This is a genomic window from Halopseudomonas oceani, assembly GCF_963677335.1.
Classification (GTDB): Bacteria; Pseudomonadota; Gammaproteobacteria; order Pseudomonadales; family Pseudomonadaceae; genus Halopseudomonas; species Halopseudomonas oceani.
Map to the genome: position 1 here is coordinate 3,446,256 of NZ_OY781932.1, position 20,149 is coordinate 3,466,404.

The following is a 20,149-nucleotide window of genomic DNA, read 5'->3' on the forward strand; positions in this document are numbered from 1 at the left end:
ATCCAAGTCGGATAACGACTGGCAGCCCTCATAGCGCGGTGCTATACAGAATGTTTTATTGACCGCCAAGGAAGGTTACCCATGCCCACAGCAACAAACCAACTCGCCGACGCCCACGCCATACTGGCCGGTGTAAACGACAAGATAGACCAACTACGCAACATTGATCCGTTTTTCATCGACCTGTCGCTGCGCGAGAATCCGGTCGGAGCACGGGTTGGTCAAACCCTGCAGGACAAGCTGGCAATCCTGCCGAAGGTACGCGAATTCGGCTTCCGCAACATCCTGCTCGGCACCCTCGACTACTCCATGCCCGACGAGCTGGAAGTCGATGATGACTTCATGATGTACCTGCGCGATCACCAGATCGACATGACCGGCTGCTACGCTTTTACCGATATAGGCCTGGTCGACACAGCGGGCCAGTTCACACCCTCGCCATCGATGCTCAAGCTGCGCGACTACGGCGTACCCAACACCCTGCACGAGATCTACCTGAGCCAGGACGGCATGAGCAGCCAGTACGACTTCGCCACCCTGCGCCGCAGCATCCCCGCCAGCATCGCCTGGCTGCAGCAAAACATCCGGGGCGATAACGGTGACGCGCCGAAGATTCTGATCAACATCGTCGACGGCTGTGACGCCTTCGCCCAGAACCCGAACGAAACTATCGAAATTCTCCAGCTACTTGCCCAGCAACCCATTTTCGGCCTGAGCATGGAAGACGACCGTGGCACCTACCTGCCCTTCCAGGTTGGCGCCTACGTAGCTGTCGCCCGCCGCTATTTGCCACGCCCGCTAAAGCTGCTGGTACACATGCACGCCGGCGGCGGCTTCGAGAACGCGTCCGTCATCGAGGCGCTGCTCAACGGCGCAGATGGCGCCTGGGGTGGCCTGCCCAAGCGCGCAGCCATTATCGGCCACGCCTCGCTCGGAGAGCTGATTGCCAACCTGGTACGGGTCGGCAATCAGCACATGGCCTCGACGTACAAACTCGATCAGCTGCTACCACTGGCGACCCGGTTGCAGGTGCTGGACGAAGAGGAGGCGGTGCCGGACGATCTGCCGATTCTCGGCAATAACGCCTACCGCCTGCCACTGAGCTTCTTTCGGCAGCGCCCGGACCGCTTCATGGACCTGGTCCCCGAAGCCATCGGAGGCACCTACCGCTACCGTATCTGTCCGGTGGTCAGCGATACCGCCGTCATCGCCGGACGCTTGGCAGAGGTGACCGGCCAAGCCGCCAGTAACTTCGCAGAACCGGTACTGGAACAGATGATCCGCCTGATGCGCCGAGAGCTGCGCGCCGGGGAACGCATCGTGTATGACCAGCCCGCCAAGCTTCTGGCCCTGTACCAGAGGGCCCTGAATACCGCAGGCCAGGCTCAGTGACGATCATGTACAGCCATCGCGACTACTTGGCATAAAGCGTGCTTTGATTTAGGCATCGACAACCAAACCGTCAACAGGATAAACGCATGAGCGACATCGCCACCGAAATTGCCCACGACAGCGCGGTCTACAAGACCCTGCTTGAATCAACCAAGGCCATTCCGTGGAAGATCGACTGGAAGACCATGACGTTTGCCTATATCGGCCCGCAAATCGAGCATCTGCTGGGCTGGACCCAGGACAGCTGGATCAGCGCCGATGACTGGGCCACTCGCATGCACCCGGAGGACCGCGAGTGGGTGGTCAATTTCTGTATTTCCCAGTCTCAGGCTGGTACCGATCATGAAGCCGATTATCGCGCCCTCACTGCCGATGGCGAGTACGTCTGGATTCGCGACGTAGTGCATGTCGTGCGCGACGACGACGGCGAAGTGGAAGCGTTGATCGGCTTCATGTTCGACATCAGCGAACGCAAGAAGACCGAAGAAAAGCTGAAGACGCTGCAGCGGGAGCTGGAAGAGCTGTCATTCAAGGATGGCCTGACCGGCGCTGCCAACCGACGTATGTTTGACTCGATCATGGAACTGGAGTGGACCAACGCCCGACGCAACAGTCAGCCGCTTTCGGTCATTCTGCTCGATATCGACTACTTCAAGCAGTACAACGACCACTACGGTCATATCTGCGGCGACGACTGCCTCAAGCGAGTCGCCCAGGCGCTGGGAGGCGCGGCGGCACGTTCACGCGATTTCTTTGCCCGCTACGGCGGTGAAGAATTTGTGCTGGTCCTGCCAGAAACCGATGCCAAGGCAGCCGAGCGGGTGGCAGAGCGCTGCCGGTCACTGATCTTCAAGGAGCAGATCCCCCACGCCAATTCGGAGACCGGGCAGATTCTCACTGTCAGCATGGGCATCGGCACCATACTGCCTGGCCAGCAGGACGACCCACGTGCCTTCCTCGACGCAGTGGATCGTAGCCTGTATCAGGCCAAGCAGCAGGGCCGCAATCGCATCGTTAACGGCGGCTGACTCAGCCCGCTGTTGCCAGCATGGGCTGAACCAGCAACCAAGCCGAGTACAGCCCCAGCACCAGGAAGGCAAATGCGGTAATGCGGCGTATCAGCGTCAGCGGCAGGCGTTCGGCCGCGACATTACCCAAAATCACCACCGGTACGTTAGCCAGCAACATGCCAACGGTCGTCCCCAGCACAACCCAGACGTAGGCATCAAATTGCGCAGCCAGCACCACCGTTGCGATCTGGGTCTTGTCCCCCATCTCAGCCAAAAAGAAGGCAATCACGGTAGCGATAAAGGCGCCGTACCGTCCGACCGGCGGCGCTTCGTCTTCATCCAGTTTGTCGGGAATCAACGTCCAGGCAGCGACCGCCAGAAACGACACAGCAAGAATCGCGTGCTGCCAGGTGTCATTCAGGTAGTCGGCAACCAGCTGACCGATAGCCCCCGCCATCGCATGATTGACCACAGTGGCTACCAGAATGCCCCAGATGATCGGCCACGGCCGACGAAAGCGTGCCGCCAGCAGCAAGGCCAGCAATTGGGTCTTGTCGCCGATCTCAGCCAGCGTGACGATCCCGCTCGATACGAAAAAAGCTTCCACGGAGTTTCCAACAGAGGGCGGGGTTACGATTCCATTGACACACGACTACCCCCCGCCCTCGGCTGGTGGTCGCGTGTCAAAGGTCTCGTCAAACCCGGTACCGCGCAGGGCGGTGGAGGGTCGCAAACGCCATGATCTGCGGATCAATTATGTTGACGTTTGCCAATGCAAGCAGGCGCTTGCGGAGAGACTACTCCCCTAAGACGGACGCAAATATAACGACAACGGCAGGCCGAATCAACCCGGTGCGACCGCCGAGTACACCTTGAAGCGGTTATTCTCGCGCAACACGTGGCAAGGTCCGATGTGCTGTTCAATCAGCGGTGGATAGCGCAAAAAACCGTTGGCAACGATGCGCAACTCTCCTCCCGGCAGCAGGTTCCGGGTCACCTGCTCGAAGAAGCGTTCAGCGATGCTGGTGTCCTGACGGATGCCGGTGTGAAATGGCGGATTGCTGATCACGGCGGCAAACCGACCGTGCACGTCACTCAGCCCGTCGGAGGCATGCACCTCGGCCTCGACACCGTTGAGCGCCAGCGATTGCCGAGCGCAATGGATGGCCAGTGCATCGACATCTACCAATTCGAACCGCGCCTCCGGATTACGCCGTGCCAAGATCAGCGACAACACGCCGGAGCCACAGCCGAAGTCCAGCACCCGGCCCGCTGGCAGCGGTTGCCGCTCGGCCAGCAACAGCTCGCTGCCCTCGTCCAGTCGGCCATGACTGAACACGCCCGGCAGGCTAACCAGTTGCAGCGGCTGATCGTCAAAGCTCAGCTCGTACTGCTGCAGCCAATCCCCCAGACTGAACGGCGCAACCGGCTGATCGACGATCAGCCGCCAGAGCTGGCAGTGCCGCGCCGAGTCCAGTTTCTCAGGGCGCGCGCCGTAGCGGCCCAGCAGCTTCTCCGCCCGGGTAATGCCGCCCTTCTTTTCGCCAACCAGATAGACCGGCTTGCCCTGCGCCAGCAACGGCACCATCTGCGCCAGCGCATACTCGGCGCGCTCGATCGCCTTGGGCATGACCAGAATCGCCGCATCGAGATGTTCGACCGGCGGGCACAGATGGGAGAACACCAACCGCTCTTCCGGCAGCGAGCCGGCCAGTCCGCGGCTGCTGGCGTAATCCCAGCTCCACAGGGTCCAGTCGGCCGACAGGTTGCGGGTCAAACCATCAGCGACCGGATTGACCAGCAGCAGGCGCTGACCGCTGAACAGCTCGGCGCTGCGCTCAAGTATCTGACTGGTGTTGTCCATCGGGCTCTCCGCTGATCACTACAAAGGGGCGCATTGTAAGGGAAGGCGCCGTCAGTCACTAGGCGGACCGTCAGCTGCCACGCGGCTTGGCTCGCCGGGTCGGTTCAGCTTGCAGCGGATCATCGGGCCAGTAGTGTTTGGGATAGCGCCCCTTCATGTCCTTCTTCACCTCGGCGTAGCTGCCCTGCCAGAAGCCAGCCAGATCCTGAGTCACCTGCACCGGGCGCTGGGCCGGTGACAGCAGATGCAGTTTCAGCGCCTGCCGACCGCCGGCGATACGCGGGGTATCGGTACTGCCGAACATCTCCTGCAGGCGCACCGCGAGCACCGGCGGCGTCTCGCTGTAGTCGATGCGCATCCGTGAGCCGGTCGGCACCGTCCAGTGGGTCGGCGCCTGCTCGTCCAGTTCCTTTGGCAATGGCCAGGGCAAAAGCCCGGCGAGAATATTACCCAGCTCCAGATTGGCGAAATGCGCGAGCCGGTTGACCTTGCCCAGATAAGGCGCCAGCCAGTCTTCCAAGCTGGCGAGCAGGGCCTCGTCCGATAGGTCGGGCCAACGGCTGTCAGTACCTTGCGCAAGATCCAGCTCGCGCAGCAGCATGACGCGCGCCTGCCATTGGCGCTGCTCCGGCTTCCACGGCAGCAGGTTGATACCCTGGCGCCGCACCACGTCGCAAAGCGCCCGCTGGCGTTGTTCCGGTGCCACCTGCGGCAGCGCCTTGCGCTGCCAGATCAGCTCGCCGATGCGCTGCTGCCGTTCGGCCAGCAGGGTTTCACTGCGGCTATCCCACTCCAGCGTATCGCGCTCACTCAGCAGCGCCGGTTCAACCGCCAGCAGGCGCTCCACATTCAGCTCGGCAGCCATAAAAATGCGCGCCTGACGCTGACCGCCCTGCCCACCCAAAGCCGCCACCGCCAACCACACCGATTGCTGCAGTCGGTCGACCTCGGTAAACCCGGCTGAACGGCCATTGGCCAGGCGATAGTCGGAGCCGGCCGCGCCACGTCGCTGAGCGATGCGATCCGGGTAGGCCAGCGCCAGCAGAACGCCGTGCCAGTCATCATGCTGCGGATCACTGACCGGATCGCTGGCCGGCAGACGATTCAGCAGCCGCTTCCATTGGTCAACCAGCCGCTTGGCGCGTTGCAGCGCCGCGCGATCAACATCGGCGCCCCGCGGATCATCGAACAGTGCCAGCCGCGCACTGAGATCGGCGTTGTCGGCGCGGCGCAGCAGGTCGCGCTCATCAACCACCGCAGCAATACGCGCTGCCAGCTCAGCCAGGCCAAGCCGCCGCCCTTCAACCAGCATATGCGCTAGCCGTGGATGCATCGGTAAGCCAGCCAGCACACGGCCGTGATCAGTCAACTGCCAGTTGGCACCGTCGCGCTGCAAGGCACCGAGCCGTTCCAGCAGCTCACGCCCCTGCTCCAGTGCAGCAGCCGGGGGCGGATCCAGCCAGACCAGTTCATCAGGCTGTTGTACTCCCCACTGCGCCAGCTGCAGCGCCAGTGGGGCGAGATCCGCCTGCAGCATCTCGGCATCACGCTGCGCCGCCAGCTGCTCGTGCTGCTGGGCAGACCACAGCCGGTAACAGACACCGGGTTCCAGACGACCAGCACGGCCGGCGCGCTGCTCGGCAGCGGCGCGCGATACCCGCCGGGTCTGCAGTGCGCTCATGCCAGAAAGCGGATCAAAAGCAGCCTCACGCGACAGGCCGGCATCCACCACCACGCGAATGCCCTCGATGGTCAAACTGGTTTCGGCAATGGCAGTCGCCAGCACCACCTTGCGCGCGCCGGCCGGCGCCGGAGCGATGGCGCGGCGCTGGGCCGCCAGATCCAGATCGCCAAATAACGGTGTGAGCAGCACCTTCGGCTGATCACCCAGCGCCTCCTCCAACCGTGCCAGCACCCGGCGGATCTCGGCCATACCCGGCAGAAACACCAGCACGCTGCCGGTTTCCTCGTCCAGCGCGCGCAGCACGGTCTGTACCACCTCGGCATCATTCGAGCGGCCAAGGGTTGCCGGTGCGCCATAACGAACATCCACCGGATACTGACGCCCCTGACTGGTGATGATCGGCGCGTCGTCCAACAGTCGGCTGACGCCTTCGGCATCCAGCGTCGCCGACATGACCAGCAGCCGCAGCGGCGGATCATCCCGCAGGTATTGCTGGGTCTGCACACAGAGCGCCAACCCCAGATCGGCATCCAGGCTGCGCTCGTGGAATTCGTCGAAGATCACCACGCCAACGCCCGGTAGCTCCGGGTCATCCTGCAACATTCGCTGCAGAATCCCTTCGGTGACCACCTCTATGCGTGTCGCCGCGCTGACCTTGCTTTCCAGCCGGATGCGATAGCCTACAGTCTGCCCAACCGGCTCGCCCAGCAACTCGGCCAGCCGCTCAGCCGCGGCCCTGGCCGCCAGCCGACGTGGCTCCAGCATGATGATTTTCTGCCCGGCCAGCCAGCCGCACTCAAGCAGGGCGAGCGGCACCAGCGTCGTTTTACCGGCACCGGGCGGCGCCTGCAGGACGACCGAATGCTGGCCGGCAAGGGTCTGTTTGAGTTCGGGCAGAATCCGGGAGACGGGCAGATCGTTCATGGCGCCTGAGCTGATTGAAATGAGCCAGCATTATAGCGAGCGCGGGCTTTCCGTCACTCAGGGCGACCGCTATGCTAATGCGGCTGGTTCAACCCTCTATCGTGAGTCCTGCTCCGTGAATAGCCGTCTCAAATCGCTGTCTGCCGCCATCCTCTGCGGCGCCCTGATCACACAACTCAGTGCCTGCGGCACCATCTTCTACCCCGAGCGCCGCGGCCAGATCAGTGGCCAGATCGACCCGGGCGTGGCCATTCTCAACGGCATCGGCCTGCTGATTTTCATCATCCCTGGACTGATTGCCTTTGGTATCGACTTCGTCACCGGTGCGATCTATCTGCCTGACGGCAAGTACAGTGTTGCCCCCGCGACGCTGAACAAGGCCATCGATACCAATGGTCAAGTCGATACCGCCGCACTGCAGCAGATCCTCAAACAGGAACTGGGACAGGACCTGCCACTGGAACAGGCGCGCCAGATCAAGGCCGACTCAGCAGCCCAACTGGCCATGCTGCAATACACAGGCCGCGGCTGATGAGCCAACCACACGCTGTTGGCGAAGAGCGGGCCCGCCTGCTGCGACTGGCGACCCGCGCATCGGTGGCCGTTGCACTGGTGTTGATTGCCCTGAAAGCCACCGTCTGGCTGTCAACCGGCTCAGTCAGCCTGCTGGCCGGTCTGATCGACTCGCTAATGGATGCCGCCGCCTCGATCATCAACCTGTTCGCCGTTGGCTATGCACTCAAACCCGCCGACAAGGAGCACCGTTTCGGCCACGGCAAGGCTGAAGCTCTGGCCGGGCTGGCGCAATCGGCATTCATTACCGGCTCGGCCGTGCTGGTGTTGCTGCAGGGCATTAACCGCCTGCTCCACCCCGAGCCGCTGGAAACCGCTTGGGCCGGCATCGCCGTCATGGTGTTCTCGATTGTCGCAACCCTCGGCCTGCTGGTCATTCAAAAGCATGTAATCACCCGCACCAACTCCACTGCAGTCGGCGCCGATTCACTGCACTATCGCTCGGACCTGTTGCTCAACCTGAGCATCATCGCCGCGCTGCTGCTGGCCCAGCTCGGTATTCAGCGGGCCGATGCGCTGTTCGGTCTGGGTATTGCGCTCTTCATTGGCTACGGTGCGGTACGTATCGGACTGGATGCGATTCAGATTTTGATGGACCACGAGCTGCCGGACGAGGTGCGCGCCGAGGCGCTGCGCATTGCCCGCGCGGTGCCGGACGTCATCGACGTTCACGACCTGCGCACCCGCGAATCGGGCCAGCATTGGTTCATGCAACTGCACCTGGAGCTGCCTGCCACCCTGACCTTGGCCGACGCCCACGCGCGAGGCGAACAGGTCCGTCTGGCGATCATGGAGCGCTTCCCGCAGGCCGACGTGCTGGTTCACAAGGACCCGGCGTGAGCGCATAAAAGGTTCATCACGGATTAACGGGGGGAGCCTCCGAGATTTGTAGCTTCCTCGCGCTCACATGATAAAACTTCGTGGTAAAGAGCAAGAGCGAAAGGGGACTGCTTGCCCAGCCCCCCTTTGTGATCCTCCCAGGCACCCGGCTACGCGGCCCTTCGGGTTCACTGCGTTACTCGCCCGCGTATACGGGAGGAACCCTGAGTGCACACTCCACCATCAGCGCATTCGGCAAAATCCCCCATGGCGCATAACCCCGAACTCCGTGAAGAACCTTGAAAAACGCATAAAAAAAGGCGAGCTGCCTGCAGGGCAGCTCGCCTTTTTACGTCCGCCTTCATTCTCTTGGAATGATGCCTTTACTCCCGTGCCTCGTGGGCTGGGTAACCGACTGGCCTCACATCTTCTGGATGCTGCGGCCCCGTTTCGCCTTGTGGACGAAGCGGTCTGGACGATCGGCTTCGGCTGAATCTGTTGAAAATATTATCCTCATCCGCGCGAAATTAATTACCTGTTTTTGCACAAAAACTTGCGCCATAAGCAATAAAAAACTAAAAATACTAAAAATACCGCAATTGAGTAAATCTCATGAACAATCTCAACCTCGATCGCTACGATCTGAAGATTCTCGCCGCCCTGCAACACGACGCCCGCATCAGCAATCAGGAGCTGGCCGAGCTCATCGGTCTGTCCCCGTCGCCCTGCTCGCGCCGAGTCAAACAACTGGAGGAAAGTGGCCTGATTCGACGCCAGGTTGCATTGCTGGACCCAGCCAAGCTGGGCCTCAAACTGACGGCTTTCGTCATGATCGGCATGGACCGCCATACCCCCGAGCGCTTTGCCGGCTTCGAGAAGATAATCGGCCAATGTCCCGAGGTGCTCGACTGTTGCCTGGTCACCGGGATGGATGCCGACTACCACCTGCGGGTGGTGGTACCTGACATGGAGCACTACCAGCAGCTGCTGCTGGGCACGCTGACCCGCATTGAAGGCGTATCCAGCGTCCGCTCCAGCTTCGTACTCAATCAGATCATCGCCAGTACCGAGCTGCCGCTGAAACATCTTGGCCTCAACTGAGTAGAACCGTACGCGCAGGGCGACTGACTACCCGGTATACTGCCGCTCCCCCTTTTTCTAACGGAGCCGCTCGTGAACTACGAACAGTTCGAAGCCATTGCCATGCCCCTGATGATCTTTGGCCTTGTCGCCTTCATGGGTTTTATCGTCTGGGATCTGGCCAAGGAATCCAAAGCTGGCCGCTACGGCACCGCGGTGCTGTTTTTTGCGTTGGGCCTGGGCGTGTTCGCCTTCATCGTCAAGGAAGTCATGATCATGGTGCTGGAGCACTGACCGATTCGGCCGCCTTTCTGACCATTATCCCCGCTGACCCAACATCTGAATCCTGATTCACTAGGCAACAAAGAAGTGAACAAGGGTTCAGAGTATGGCCTACCGCACCACCGCCAGCCGTATCGAGCGCGATCAGGCGTTGCGCGAACATATCCTCGACTGCGCCGTACAACAGGTCGCAGAAGGCGGCTTCAGCTCGCTGACCATGAGCGCCCTGGCGCGCAGCGCCGGGGTAGCTACTGGCAGCCTGTATCGGCACTTCTCCGGCAAGGGTGAACTGGCTGCCGACGTTTTCATCAAGGCAACCCGGCTGGAACTCGACACCCTCAAACAGCAGTTTCAAGCCAAGGGCCGCGCGGCTGATCGCCTGCGCAACGGCCTGACCCAATTTGCTGCACGCGCATGGCATAGCCGCCAGCTGGCCTACGCACTGATCGCCGAACCGGCAGAGGAAGAGGTCGAAACCCAGCGCCTGTACTACCGTCAGGCCTACGCCTCGCTCTACGGCGAATTGATCGCCGACGGCATCGCCGACGGCAGCTTCCAGGTCGAAAACATCCCACTGACATCCGCCTGCGTGGTTGGCGCCGTAGCCGAATCGCTGGTCGGCCCACTCTCGCCGCAGGCCCGTGCAGATCGTGAGAGCGGCCTGCCCAGTGAATCACTGGAAGCCGTCACCCTCGCCATTGTTCGTTTCTGTCTGCGCGCCATCAACGCCAAGGAGGTCCCATGAATCAGCTGCACCAATACGCCGAAACCCACGAGGTCACCAATCAGGTACCACCGCTGGACGGCCTGAACCTGTACCGCAGCGACCTGCCTTTGCAGGAGTGGGTGCGCCGCTACCACGGTGGCTGGGCTGACGAGCAGCTCAGTGCTTACGGTCAGTTGGCTGGCGGCACGCTGATGGAAGCCGGCTTTCTCGCCAACGAAAACAAGCCGGTTTTCAAAAGCCACGACCGCTATGGGCACCGCGTCGACATGGTTGACTTCCACCCAGCCTATCACGAGCTGATGAGCGCCGGCATTCAGGCCGGAATCACCAGTGCGCCGTGGAGTGACCCACGTCCCGGCGCTCAGGTCGCCCGCGCCGCGACCATGTACCTGCACAACCAGGCTGAAGCTGGCACCAGTTGCCCAATGACCATGACCTTTGCCTGCGTGCCGGCGTTGCGCCTGCAGCCGGATATTGCCGAAACCTGGCTGCCGAAGATCCTCTCCGGCCAGTACGACCCGCGCAACCTGCCCATCGCGCAGAAGACCGGTGCCACCATAGGCATGGCAATGACCGAAAAACAGGGCGGTACCGACGTGCGCGCCAACACCACCCGCGCCTATCCGGTCGGTGTCGGCGGTCCGGGGCAAGCCTACGAACTGGTCGGCCACAAGTGGTTCTGTTCGGCACCGATGTGCGACGCCTTCCTCACCTTGGCCTACACCGACAAGGGCCTCAGCTGCTTCCTGCTGCCGCGTCACCGCCCGGACGGCAGCCGCAATGAGTTCTACGTTCAACGCCTGAAAAACAAACTCGGCAACTGGGCCAACGCCTCCAGTGAAGTCGAATACCGTGGCGCATTGGCCTGGATGATTGGCCCGGAAGGTCGCGGCGTTCCGACCATCATCGAGATGGTCTCGCTAACCCGCTTTGACTGCATGATCGGCTCCAGCTCGCTGATGCGCCAGGCGCTGACCCAGGCGACGCATCACTGCGCGCACCGCAGCGTTGGCACCCGGGTGCTGAGCGAACAGCCGCTGATGCAAAACGTGCTGGCCGATCTGGCGCTGGAAAGCGAAGCCGCGCTGGCCTTGACTATGCGCATGGGCAAGGCTCTGGACAACGCCCACGATGCGCAGGAGGACAAGTTCGCCCGGCTGGTCACCGCTATCGGCAAATACTGGATCTGCAAGCGCGCGCCGGGAATGATCAATGAGGCGCAGGAATGCCTTGGCGGCGCTGGTTACGTCGAGGAAACCATCCTGCCGCGACTGTACCGTGAAGCGCCGGTCAACTCGATCTGGGAAGGCTCAGGCAATGTACAGTGCCTGGACGTACTGCGTGCACTCTCCAAGGAGCCCGGGGTACTCGATGCCCTGTTTACCGAACTGGGTGACGGCCACGATTCCACCGCACTCAAGCAGCGTATCGAGCGCATCAAGCAGCAGTTTGCCGACACCGACGACATTCAATACCGCGCCCGCCAACTGACCGAAGATGTCGCCATTGCGCTGCAGGCCAAACTGTTGCTCGAGGCCGGCAATAGCACCGTATCAGACGCCTTTATCGCCAGCCGTCTGGGCGAGCACGGCCAGGCCTACGGCACGCTGCCACGTGGTCTCAATGTTGAGGCGCTAGTCGCCCGCTCAACACCAGCCAATCTGTGAGGGCGCGCGCATGAACAAAACACAGCAACAGATCGAAGAGCTGGTTCGCAACGGCTTTGACCGCGCCCCCTTTCTCGGCGACCTTGGCGTACAACTGGTCGCCTGCGGGCCGGGTTGGGTAGAAACCCAACTCACTATCCTGCATCGCCACGGCCAGCAGAACGGCTTCGTGCACGCAGGCGTTCAAGGCACCATCGCCGACCATAGCGCCGGGGCGGCCGCTGCAACCCTGGTGCCGGAAGGCTTTGCCCCGCTGACGGTCGAGTTCAAGCTCAACCTGCTGCGCCCAGCGCTGTGCGACACCCTTTTGTGCCGCGCCGAAGTACTCAAGCCGGGCAAGCAGATCAGCGTGGTGGAGGCTGAAGTATTTGCGCTGCAGGACGGCAAGAAACGGCTATTCAGCAAAGCCACCGTGACCATCGCCGTGGTCTCGGCCGCAGGACTGGCCTAGGGTCTGTCGCTGGCAGTCGCAGCCAGACAGAGGGACAATAGTTGCCGCCAACCGCCGCCGATCTAATCAGGGAATCGCATGAAGCAACGCCCCCGCTCAGCTCAATCAAGCCCGCCGCAGCGCTTTCGTCGCAAACCTGCGCCGCCGCCCGCGGAGCCGCGCCTGGTCGCACTGAACAAGCCCTTCGATGTACTAACCCAATTCACCGACGGGGATGGGCGGGCGACATTGCGCGACTATGTCGACATCCCCGGGGTCTACCCGGCCGGGCGACTGGACCGCGACAGCGAGGGCCTGCTGCTGCTGACCAACGACGGTCGCCTGCAAGCGCGCATCACCGATCCGAAGCACAAGTTGGCCAAGACCTACTGGGTGCAGGTCGAAGGCGAACCGAGCGAGCAACAACTGGCGCAGCTGCGCGCAGGGCCGGAGCTGAACGACGGGCCCACGCGTCCGGCCGAGGTCGAACAGATCGATGAGCCGACGCTTTGGCCGCGCAACCCGCCGGTGCGGTTTCGCAAGAGTATTCCAACCAGTTGGCTGGCCATCACCATCCGCGAAGGCCGCAACCGGCAGGTCCGCCGTATGACGGCCGCAGTCGGCCTGCCAACCCTGCGGCTGGTACGCGTACGCATCGGCGACTGGGCTCTGGACGACCTGCAACCGGGAGAGTGGCGCGAACTGCCAAGCTCCAGCTGAGACCAACACCGTAAGATCCCATCACTCAACGACAACAACAGGATGGCTACCCGATGAACATTCCCAAGCTGCTAGCGGTCAACGCCCGCAAGTTTCCCGCGGGCGAGGCGCTGATCACCGCAGACTGCCGTCTCAGCTGGGCCGAGCTGCACGACCAGAGCCTGCGTCTGGCAGCCCATCTGCATGAGCAGTACCAGATTGGCAGCGGCGACCGCGTTGCCCTCTACATGCCCAACAGCTATGGCTGGGTGCTGAGCTACTTTGCCGTTATCAATCTTGGCGCGATTGTCGTACCGGTCAATGCCCGCCTGACAACCGCAGAACTGGAGTACATTCTCGGTGACTGCAACGCACGCTTGGTACTCGCCCAGGGCGACCACGCCGACCGTGCCAGCACCTTGGCTCCCTGCCTGCGTCTGGATCAGCCGGGCGCCCAGGTTCTGGACATGCAGAGCCGCTGGGACGTCGCCGAGATCCCCTCCGATCAGCCCTGCACTCTGCTGTACACTTCCGGCACCACGGGCAAGCCCAAAGGCGTGTTGTTCCACCACCATGCCCTGCTGACCGTGGCCACCGCCTCGGCAGTAGAAATGGACATGCGCCCGCACAGCCGCCTGTTGCACATGATGCCGCTGACCCACTCGGCGCCACTCAACGTCTTTTTACTGGGCGGCACCTATGTTGGCGCAGCCCACGTGGTATTGCCGGAATTTCACCCCAAGCTGCTGCTGGACACGGTTGAGCAGGAGCGCACTACCCACTTCTTTGGCGCACCCATTGCCTTCCTGATGACCGCCCAACAGCCGGACATCACCGCCCGTGACATAAGCTCGATGCAGGCTTGGGTCTACGGCGGCGGTCCGCTGTCCAGCGAGCAGGTCGGGCTGATTGCCGAACGCATGCGCACTGACCGCCTGTACTGCGTCTACGGCCTGACCGAAGCAGGCCCCAGCGGCACCATCATGATGCCGGACGAGCACCCTGGCAAAGCCGGCTCGATCGGCCGCCGCGGTGCGCTGCACACCGAGCTGCGCATGATCGATGAGCACGGCAAGGAAGTGGAAGGTGAAGGTACCGGCCAGATCCAGATCCGCACCGAAGGCATGATGCTTGGCTACTGGAACAAACCCGAAGCCACCGCCGAGTGCCTGCACAGCGACGGCTGGCTGGACTCGGGCGACCTCGCCCGTCGCGACGCCGATGGCTATTACTGGGTGCTGGGCCGCGCCAAGGAACTGATTATTTCCGGCGGTGTGAATGTCTACCCGCGGGAGATTGAAGTCGCGTTGGAAGGTCACCCGAACATCGTCGAAGTCGCCGTGTTCGGCGTACCGCACCCGCAGTGGGGCGAAACCGTGAAAGCGGTGGTGGTGCTGCGCGAGTCAGTTGCCGACCTGCATGCGCAATTGTCTGCCTTTCTTGAACCACTGCTAGCGGACTACAAGCGGCCGCGTCTGTACGCCGAGACGACCGTGCTACCGCGTAACGCCAATGGCAAGGTAATGAAACACCAGCTGTCGTAGCGGCAATAAAAAGGCGCCTTCCGGCGCCTTTTCTGATTAATACCGTACGCCCGCCAACCTGAATAGAAAGCCCAGCAGCCAGGCAGGACCAATCAGCAGAAACTGCAGGTCTTTGAAGAAGGACGGCTTCTTACCTTCGACGTGATGGCCGATGAACTGACCGATCCAGGCCAGCACAAAGATCCCCAGCGACCACCAGAACACATTCGACATCAAGCTCAGCCCCAGTAGCATCAGCAGACTGACCACCAGCATTGCCAAGCCGATTTGCCACGACAACAGCAGGTAAAAGACCAGCGCCGCGGCGACCGCAACCATTGCGACCCAAGGATGAATTGCCCAGAGCAAACCGAGCACGCTGAAGGTAATCAGCGGCACACAGATCCAGTGTGTCAACTTGTTGAAGGGGTTACGGTGGCTTTCACCATATTCATCAAACCACTGATCGATGGCTTTCATACAACACCTGTTCTTGTTCGTCTTTTAACCATGAGCGTAGCTCAGTAGTCGAACTATTTACTGAACGACCATCAAGCACCAGTGGCCTGACGAGCCAAAACCGCCGTTATTGACAATGTTCGCGCAGCAAGCGATGCTCCCTCGCACGCTGCAAAGCGTCCCCGTTCGCGGAAAGGGCTGCGCCCGCTGTACCTCATTTTGAGTCACCCATACGACACCCAGCCTGCCAGGCGGACACAGGCCCGATAAGGGGATCGTATGTCCAGTAGCAACACCCGGCCCATCAGCAACGGCCGCCTCAATCTTGAACAACAACGCAAGCGTGCCAAGGAATTGCTCAAGGCCGTCAACGCGGGCGAACAGGCTGCCCTGACCCGCCTCAGCCAGTGGATACCGCCACGCAGCGCGACGCTGCGGCTAGCCGACGCCCAATGGGTCATTGCCCGTGAATGCGGCTTTGCCAGTTGGCCCAGGCTCAAGCAACACATCGAGAGCATCAGCCTGGCCAATCAGCGACTGCAACGCGAGGGCGACCTGGACCGCAAGACCCTGCACATCCGCTGCGGTAGCGATATTCAGCACAGCTTGCGCACCGCAGGCTTGCACGGTGACTTTCTCGAATTTTCCGACCCATTCTGCATCGGCCCGCTGAGCGACAGCGACCCGCAAACCCTGCTGCGCGAGCGCGCGGCCTTTCTTGCTGACGCATTCAATCTGGAGCCCGCCGACGCGCTGGGCCGCCAGCAACAGGGTTACGGCACACTACTCAAGCTCGATCAGTATCAACGCATCGTGCTGTGGTTCGAGCACGACAGCTACGACCAACTGATTCTCGCTTACCTGCTGCATCGCCTGCGCGAGTTGCAGCCTGCTGCCGAGCTGCAGCTGATTGCCGTCGATCAGGTGCCGGGGGTGGAGCGCTTTATCGGCATTGGCCAACTCGCACCGGAGGTGCTGAGCTGGCTTTGGCCGCAGCGCAAACCGATACAACCCGAACTGCTCCAGCTCGGCAGCGACGCCTGGCACGCGCTGACAGCAGATGATCCGAGCGCCCTGCTGGCCCTGATTCAAACCGGCACGCCCGCCCTGCCGATGCTTGGCAAAGCCCTGCACCGGCATCTGCAGCAACTACCGGGACTGCATGACGGACTCGGGCTGACCGAGCGCCTGATCCTGCAGATTCTCCAGCGCGAGGGTGCCCTGCCTGCAGGCAAGGTCTTTGCCACATTGATGAGGCGTGACGAGCCACTGCCCTATCTCGGCGACCTGATGTACTGGTGGCTGCTGCAGCCGTTGCTGACCGGCCCGACGCCGCTGCTGCGCATCGACGACAGCGCGGCGGACTGGCCCCAGCGCATCATTGAGCTGAGCTCGCAGGGTCAGGCTGTGTTGCGCGGCAAAACCGATGGCTTCGCCAGCCGCGCTACCGGCTACTGGGTCGGCGGCGTCGAGTTGCAGCCGGGGCGGCCACACTGGCGTTACGATTCGGCACAACAGAGACTGCATCTGCGCAGCGCCTGAACGCCCCGTTGGGCGGGCAAAATGGTATGCTAGCGCGCTGTCATGCCAGCACTGATTCAACCTCAGTGCTGGCTAACCACCCGTCAGCATGCGGAACACCTTGCCATGACCCAACCCAACCCGTTCAAGCCCGTCGTTCTATGCCTTTCCGGCCACGATCCGAGCGGTGGCGCTGGCCTGCAGGCAGACATTGAAGCGCTGATCGCGCAGGGCTGCCACGCCGCCCCCACGGTAACCGCCCTGACCGTGCAGGACACCGTCGACGTTAGTGACTTCCGGGTCCTCGACCGCGAATGGGTCATGGCACAGGCCAACAAGGTCATTAGCGACATGCCGGTTTCGGCGGTCAAGTTGGGCATGCTCGGTTCGGTAGAGATGGTCGATACGGTGCTGGAGCTGATGCTGCGACTGCCCGATGCGCCGCTGGTTTGCGACCCGGTGCTGCGCGCCGGTGGCGGCGGCTCGCTGGGCAAGGACGATGTTGGCTTCGCCATTCGCGAGCGCCTGTTCCCGGTCGCCACCATCGCCACACCGAACCTGCCGGAAGCGCGCATTCTCGCCGAACTGCCGGACGGCAGTGCCGATGAATGTGCGGCCAAGCTGCTGCCCTACATTCGCCACCTGCTGATCACCGGCGGTCACGGCGACGAGGCCGAAATCCACAACCGCCTCTACTGCGCCGATGGCAGCAAGCATGACTTCACCTGTCCACGCCTACCCGGCAGCTATCACGGCTCCGGATGCACTCTGGCGAGCACGCTGGCCGGGCGCCTGGCCCTCGGCGAAGGCCTAGTCAGCGCGGTGCGCTCGTCCCTCGACTACACCTGGCGCACCCTGCGTGACGCCGAGCAGCCCGGCCATGGCCAGTACGTGCCGCGCCGCCTGCCGCTGGACTTCTGCTCGTGAGCGAGCGCGGCCTTTACGCCATTACTGACAGCGCCCTGCTGGCAGACGGCAAGCTGCTGCCCTACGTCGAAGCCGCGCTGCTCGGCGGCGCGCGCTGGCTGCAGTACCGCGACAAGTCTGGCGATGCCGGCAAGCGCCTGGCCGAAGCGAGCCAGCTTGCCGAACTGTGCTGCGCGCATGATTGCCAGTTGCTGATCAACGATGATCTGGCGCTGGCCGACCAGCTCGGCGTCGGTCTGCATCTGGGCCAGGACGACGGCTCGTTGCGCGAAGCGCGCCAGCAGCTGGGCCCTGACGCACTGATCGGCGGCACCTGCCACGCCAGCCTGCAGCTGGCCGAACGCGCCCTGGAAGACGGTGCCAGCTATATCGCCTTCGGCCGCTTCTTTAATTCGGTGACCAAGCCGGGCGCGCCCGCAGCAACACCCGAATTGCTACGGGCAGCTCGGCAGCAATTTTCGGTACCCGTTATCGCCATCGGCGGCATCACCCTGGATAATGCGTCGACCCTGCTCGACGCCGGCGCCGACTATCTGGCCGTGATCAACGGTCTGTTCGGCGCCCCCGACGCTGAGACGGTACAGCACCGCGCCCGTCAGTTCAGCCAACTCATTCACGCATCCTGAGAGACTTGACCATGTCCCGTTCCGAATCCCTGTTTGCCAGCGCCCAGAAACACATCCCGGGCGGCGTCAATTCACCGGTCCGCGCTTTCAAGAGCGTCGGTGGCACACCGCTGTTCTTCAAGCACGCCGAGGGCGCCTACGTCATTGATGAAGACGACAAGCGCTATGTCGACTACGTCGGCTCCTGGGGTCCGATGATCCTCGGTCACAGCCACCCGGACGTGCTCGACGCAGTGCGCATCCAGCTGCAGCACGGCCTGTCCTACGGTGCGCCGACTGCGCTGGAGACCGAGATGGCCGAGCTGGTCTGCTCGCTGGTGCCGTCGATGGATATGGTGCGCATGGTCAGCTCCGGCACCGAGGCGACCATGAGCGCCATCCGCCTGGCCCGTGGCTACACCGGCCGCGACAGCATCATCAAGTTCGAGGGCTGCTACCACGGTCACTCCGACAGCCTGCTGGTCAAAGCCGGCTCCGGCCTGCTGACCCAGGGCGTACCCAGCTCCGCCGGCGTGCCAGCCGACTTCGCCAAACACACCCTGACCCTGCCCTTCAACGACATCGAAGCGGTGCGCAGCACCCTGGCAGACGTCGGCGAGCAGGTTGCCTGCATCATCGTCGAGCCGGTCGCTGGCAACATGAACTGCGTGCCGCCGGCGCCCGGCTTCCTGCAGGGCCTGCGCGAGGCCTGTGACGAGCACGGCGTGGTGCTGATTTTCGACGAGGTGATGACCGGTTTCCGCGTGGCCCTTGGTGGCGCGCAGGCGCACTACGGTGTCACGCCGGATCTGACAACCTTCGGCAAAATCATCGGCGGCGGCATGCCGGTCGGCTGCTTTGGCGGCAAGCGCGCCGTGATGGAATGCATCGCCCCGCTCGGTCCGGTCTATCAGGCTGGCACCTTGTCCGGTAACCCGCTGGCGATGGCAGCCGGCCTGACCACCCTGCGCCTGATCAACCGCCCGGGTTTCCATGACGAGCTGAGCACCTATACCAGCCGCATGCTGGCCGGCCTGCAGGAACGCGCCGATGCCGCTGGAGTGCCCTTCGTGACCACTCAGGCAGGTGCGATGTTCGGCCTGTACTTCTCCGGCGCCGACGACATCGTCACCTTTGAGGACGTTATGGCCAGCGACGTGGAACGCTTCAAGCGATTCTTCCATCTGATGCTCGATGGCGGCGTCTATCTGGCACCCAGCGCCTTTGAGGCCGGCTTCACTTCCATTGCCCACGGCGATGCCGAACTGCAGCTGACCCTGGACGCTGCCGAAAAGGCCTTCGCCGCGCTATGAGCCAACTCGCCTACGGCGTGCTGACCCTGACGCTGATCGCCGCCAGCCTGTGGCTGTGGCGACAGCGCACACCTCTGGCCACGCCGGCTGGCGGCGCCATCACCGCCGCGCTGCTGGGTCTAGGCCTGGCCGCGGCGGCCAGCCTGCTGTTGAGTCTGGGCGCGCTGGCCCAGGAACTGGAACACACCCAGCGCATCCTCGGCCTGGCGGCGCAGAACATCAGCCTGCCGCTGTTGGGGCTGGCGGCCTTCTTCCTCGGCCGCGGCCTGCAATGGCAACCGGCAATGTGGGGCCGCATTCTGCTTGGTCTGATGGCCGCCTTTGAACTGTTGCGCCGGATGGACCAGCTGTTCGGCTACCAATGGGCCATCAACAGCGCTGCGGTGCTGCTCATGCTCATAGGCTGCCTGCTGGTCTTCAGGCAGGACCGCCGGGCGCTACCCGCCGCGCTGCTATGCGCTCTTGGTACCCTGGCGCCCCTGCTGAAACCGGGCACCGCGCCGCTGACCGACCTGTTCGCGCCGGGCCAGACCCTGCTCTGGCTGTTTCCGGCGCTACTCGGGGCGGCGTTGACGGTTGGACTGTTGAGCGAACAGGCGCACAATAGAGCACAACCCGTTTCTGCCGACCATTTGCCGAGGTCTTGAACC

Annotated in this window: 21 protein-coding genes and 1 riboswitch; of the genes, 17 read left to right on the forward strand and 4 right to left on the reverse strand. The window is 62.6% G+C overall.

Features of this window, described 5'->3' with window-relative positions:
• Positions 1–81: 81 nt before the first annotated feature.
• Complete coding sequence (locus ACKPCU_RS16160; protein ID WP_321348276.1) at positions 82–1,392, forward strand: hypothetical protein; 1,311 nt, start codon at positions 82–84, stop codon at positions 1,390–1,392.
• Between the two features lie 86 nt (positions 1,393–1,478).
• Positions 1,479–2,420 carry a GGDEF domain-containing protein gene (locus ACKPCU_RS16165; RefSeq protein ID WP_104737219.1) on the forward strand — a complete coding sequence of 314 codons (942 nt, stop codon included), beginning with the start codon at positions 1,479–1,481 and terminating at the stop codon, positions 2,418–2,420.
• 1 nt (position 2,421) lies between these two features.
• On the opposite strand, the gene ACKPCU_RS16170 is transcribed toward ACKPCU_RS16165, so the two are convergent.
• The 3 genes from ACKPCU_RS16170 to hrpB form a co-directional block, all read right to left on the reverse strand.
• The gene (locus ACKPCU_RS16170) at positions 2,422–3,009 is read right to left on the reverse strand and encodes a TMEM165/GDT1 family protein (protein WP_104737220.1); all 588 of its coding nucleotides are present in this window, start codon (positions 3,007–3,009) and stop codon (positions 2,422–2,424) included.
• 47 nt (positions 3,010–3,056) lie between these two features.
• A riboswitch (yybP-ykoY riboswitch) is annotated at positions 3,057–3,220 on the reverse strand.
• A gap of 26 nt (positions 3,221–3,246) precedes the next feature.
• Positions 3,247–4,266 (reverse strand): class I SAM-dependent methyltransferase, encoded by a 1,020-nt coding sequence (locus ACKPCU_RS16175; protein WP_321348280.1) that lies wholly within the window; start codon positions 4,264–4,266, stop codon positions 3,247–3,249.
• A gap of 70 nt (positions 4,267–4,336) precedes the next feature.
• Positions 4,337–6,874, reverse strand: a complete 2,538-nt coding sequence (hrpB, locus tag ACKPCU_RS16180) for an ATP-dependent helicase HrpB (protein ID WP_321348282.1) — start codon at positions 6,872–6,874, stop codon at positions 4,337–4,339.
• A 19-nt stretch (positions 6,875–6,893) separates the two neighbouring features.
• On the opposite strand from hrpB, the gene ACKPCU_RS16185 reads away from it, so the two are divergent.
• The 10 genes from ACKPCU_RS16185 (at position 6,894) to ACKPCU_RS16230 (ending at position 14,695) form a co-directional block, all read left to right on the forward strand.
• Positions 6,894–7,406 carry a polyribonucleotide nucleotidyltransferase gene (locus tag ACKPCU_RS16185; protein WP_321348284.1) on the forward strand — a complete coding sequence of 171 codons (513 nt, stop codon included), beginning with the start codon at positions 6,894–6,896 and terminating at the stop codon, positions 7,404–7,406.
• Positions 7,406–8,287, forward strand: coding sequence for a cation diffusion facilitator family transporter (locus ACKPCU_RS16190; protein ID WP_321348285.1), 882 nt, complete (start codon positions 7,406–7,408; stop codon positions 8,285–8,287). Before ACKPCU_RS16185 ends, ACKPCU_RS16190 begins: the two co-directional genes overlap by 1 nt.
• A gap of 268 nt (positions 8,288–8,555) precedes the next feature.
• Positions 8,556–8,759 (forward strand): hypothetical protein, encoded by a 204-nt coding sequence (locus ACKPCU_RS16195; RefSeq protein ID WP_321348286.1) that lies wholly within the window; start codon positions 8,556–8,558, stop codon positions 8,757–8,759.
• Between the two features lie 119 nt (positions 8,760–8,878).
• Entirely contained in the window at positions 8,879–9,367 is a 489-nt protein-coding gene (locus ACKPCU_RS16200; RefSeq protein WP_321348288.1) for an Lrp/AsnC family transcriptional regulator, read from the forward strand.
• A gap of 102 nt (positions 9,368–9,469) precedes the next feature.
• Entirely contained in the window at positions 9,470–9,640 is a 171-nt protein-coding gene (locus tag ACKPCU_RS16205; RefSeq protein WP_088273917.1) for a DUF2788 domain-containing protein, read from the forward strand.
• Positions 9,641–9,734: 94 nt separating this feature from the next.
• On the forward strand, positions 9,735–10,373 hold the full coding sequence (locus ACKPCU_RS16210) for a TetR/AcrR family transcriptional regulator (protein WP_321348290.1): 639 nt from the start codon (positions 9,735–9,737) through the stop codon (positions 10,371–10,373).
• Positions 10,370–12,022 carry an acyl-CoA dehydrogenase family protein gene (locus ACKPCU_RS16215; RefSeq protein ID WP_321348292.1) on the forward strand — a complete coding sequence of 551 codons (1,653 nt, stop codon included), beginning with the start codon at positions 10,370–10,372 and terminating at the stop codon, positions 12,020–12,022. Before ACKPCU_RS16210 ends, ACKPCU_RS16215 begins: the two co-directional genes overlap by 4 nt.
• A gap of 10 nt (positions 12,023–12,032) precedes the next feature.
• Complete coding sequence (locus tag ACKPCU_RS16220) at positions 12,033–12,473, forward strand: PaaI family thioesterase (RefSeq protein WP_104737227.1); 441 nt, start codon at positions 12,033–12,035, stop codon at positions 12,471–12,473.
• Positions 12,474–12,551: 78 nt separating this feature from the next.
• The gene (locus ACKPCU_RS16225; protein ID WP_321348295.1) at positions 12,552–13,172 is read left to right on the forward strand and encodes a pseudouridine synthase; all 621 of its coding nucleotides are present in this window, start codon (positions 12,552–12,554) and stop codon (positions 13,170–13,172) included.
• A 53-nt stretch (positions 13,173–13,225) separates the two neighbouring features.
• Entirely contained in the window at positions 13,226–14,695 is a 1,470-nt protein-coding gene (locus ACKPCU_RS16230; RefSeq protein WP_321348297.1) for a class I adenylate-forming enzyme family protein, read from the forward strand.
• Between the two features lie 36 nt (positions 14,696–14,731).
• Here the strand turns inward: ACKPCU_RS16230 and ACKPCU_RS16235 are convergent, their stop codons facing one another.
• Positions 14,732–15,154 (reverse strand): Mpo1 family 2-hydroxy fatty acid dioxygenase, encoded by a 423-nt coding sequence (locus tag ACKPCU_RS16235; RefSeq protein WP_321348299.1) that lies wholly within the window; start codon positions 15,152–15,154, stop codon positions 14,732–14,734.
• A gap of 258 nt (positions 15,155–15,412) precedes the next feature.
• On the opposite strand from ACKPCU_RS16235, the gene ACKPCU_RS16240 reads away from it, so the two are divergent.
• The 5 genes from ACKPCU_RS16240 to ACKPCU_RS16260 all read left to right on the forward strand — a co-directional run bounded on the left by ACKPCU_RS16240 (position 15,413) and on the right by ACKPCU_RS16260 (position 20,146).
• Positions 15,413–16,675, forward strand: a complete 1,263-nt coding sequence (locus ACKPCU_RS16240; protein WP_321348301.1) for a DUF1835 domain-containing protein — start codon at positions 15,413–15,415, stop codon at positions 16,673–16,675.
• A gap of 105 nt (positions 16,676–16,780) precedes the next feature.
• Positions 16,781–17,581 carry a hydroxymethylpyrimidine/phosphomethylpyrimidine kinase gene (locus tag ACKPCU_RS16245; protein ID WP_104737232.1) on the forward strand — a complete coding sequence of 267 codons (801 nt, stop codon included), beginning with the start codon at positions 16,781–16,783 and terminating at the stop codon, positions 17,579–17,581.
• A complete protein-coding gene (gene thiE / locus ACKPCU_RS16250; protein WP_321348304.1) occupies positions 17,578–18,207 on the forward strand; it encodes a thiamine phosphate synthase in 630 nt (209 codons plus the stop codon). The genes ACKPCU_RS16245 and thiE overlap by 4 nt, the downstream gene beginning before the upstream one ends.
• A gap of 11 nt (positions 18,208–18,218) precedes the next feature.
• A complete protein-coding gene (gene hemL / locus ACKPCU_RS16255; protein WP_321348306.1) occupies positions 18,219–19,499 on the forward strand; it encodes a glutamate-1-semialdehyde 2,1-aminomutase in 1,281 nt (426 codons plus the stop codon).
• Entirely contained in the window at positions 19,496–20,146 is a 651-nt protein-coding gene (locus tag ACKPCU_RS16260; protein WP_321348308.1) for a hypothetical protein, read from the forward strand. The genes hemL and ACKPCU_RS16260 overlap by 4 nt, the downstream gene beginning before the upstream one ends.
• The last annotated feature ends 3 nt before the right edge of the window (positions 20,147–20,149 follow it).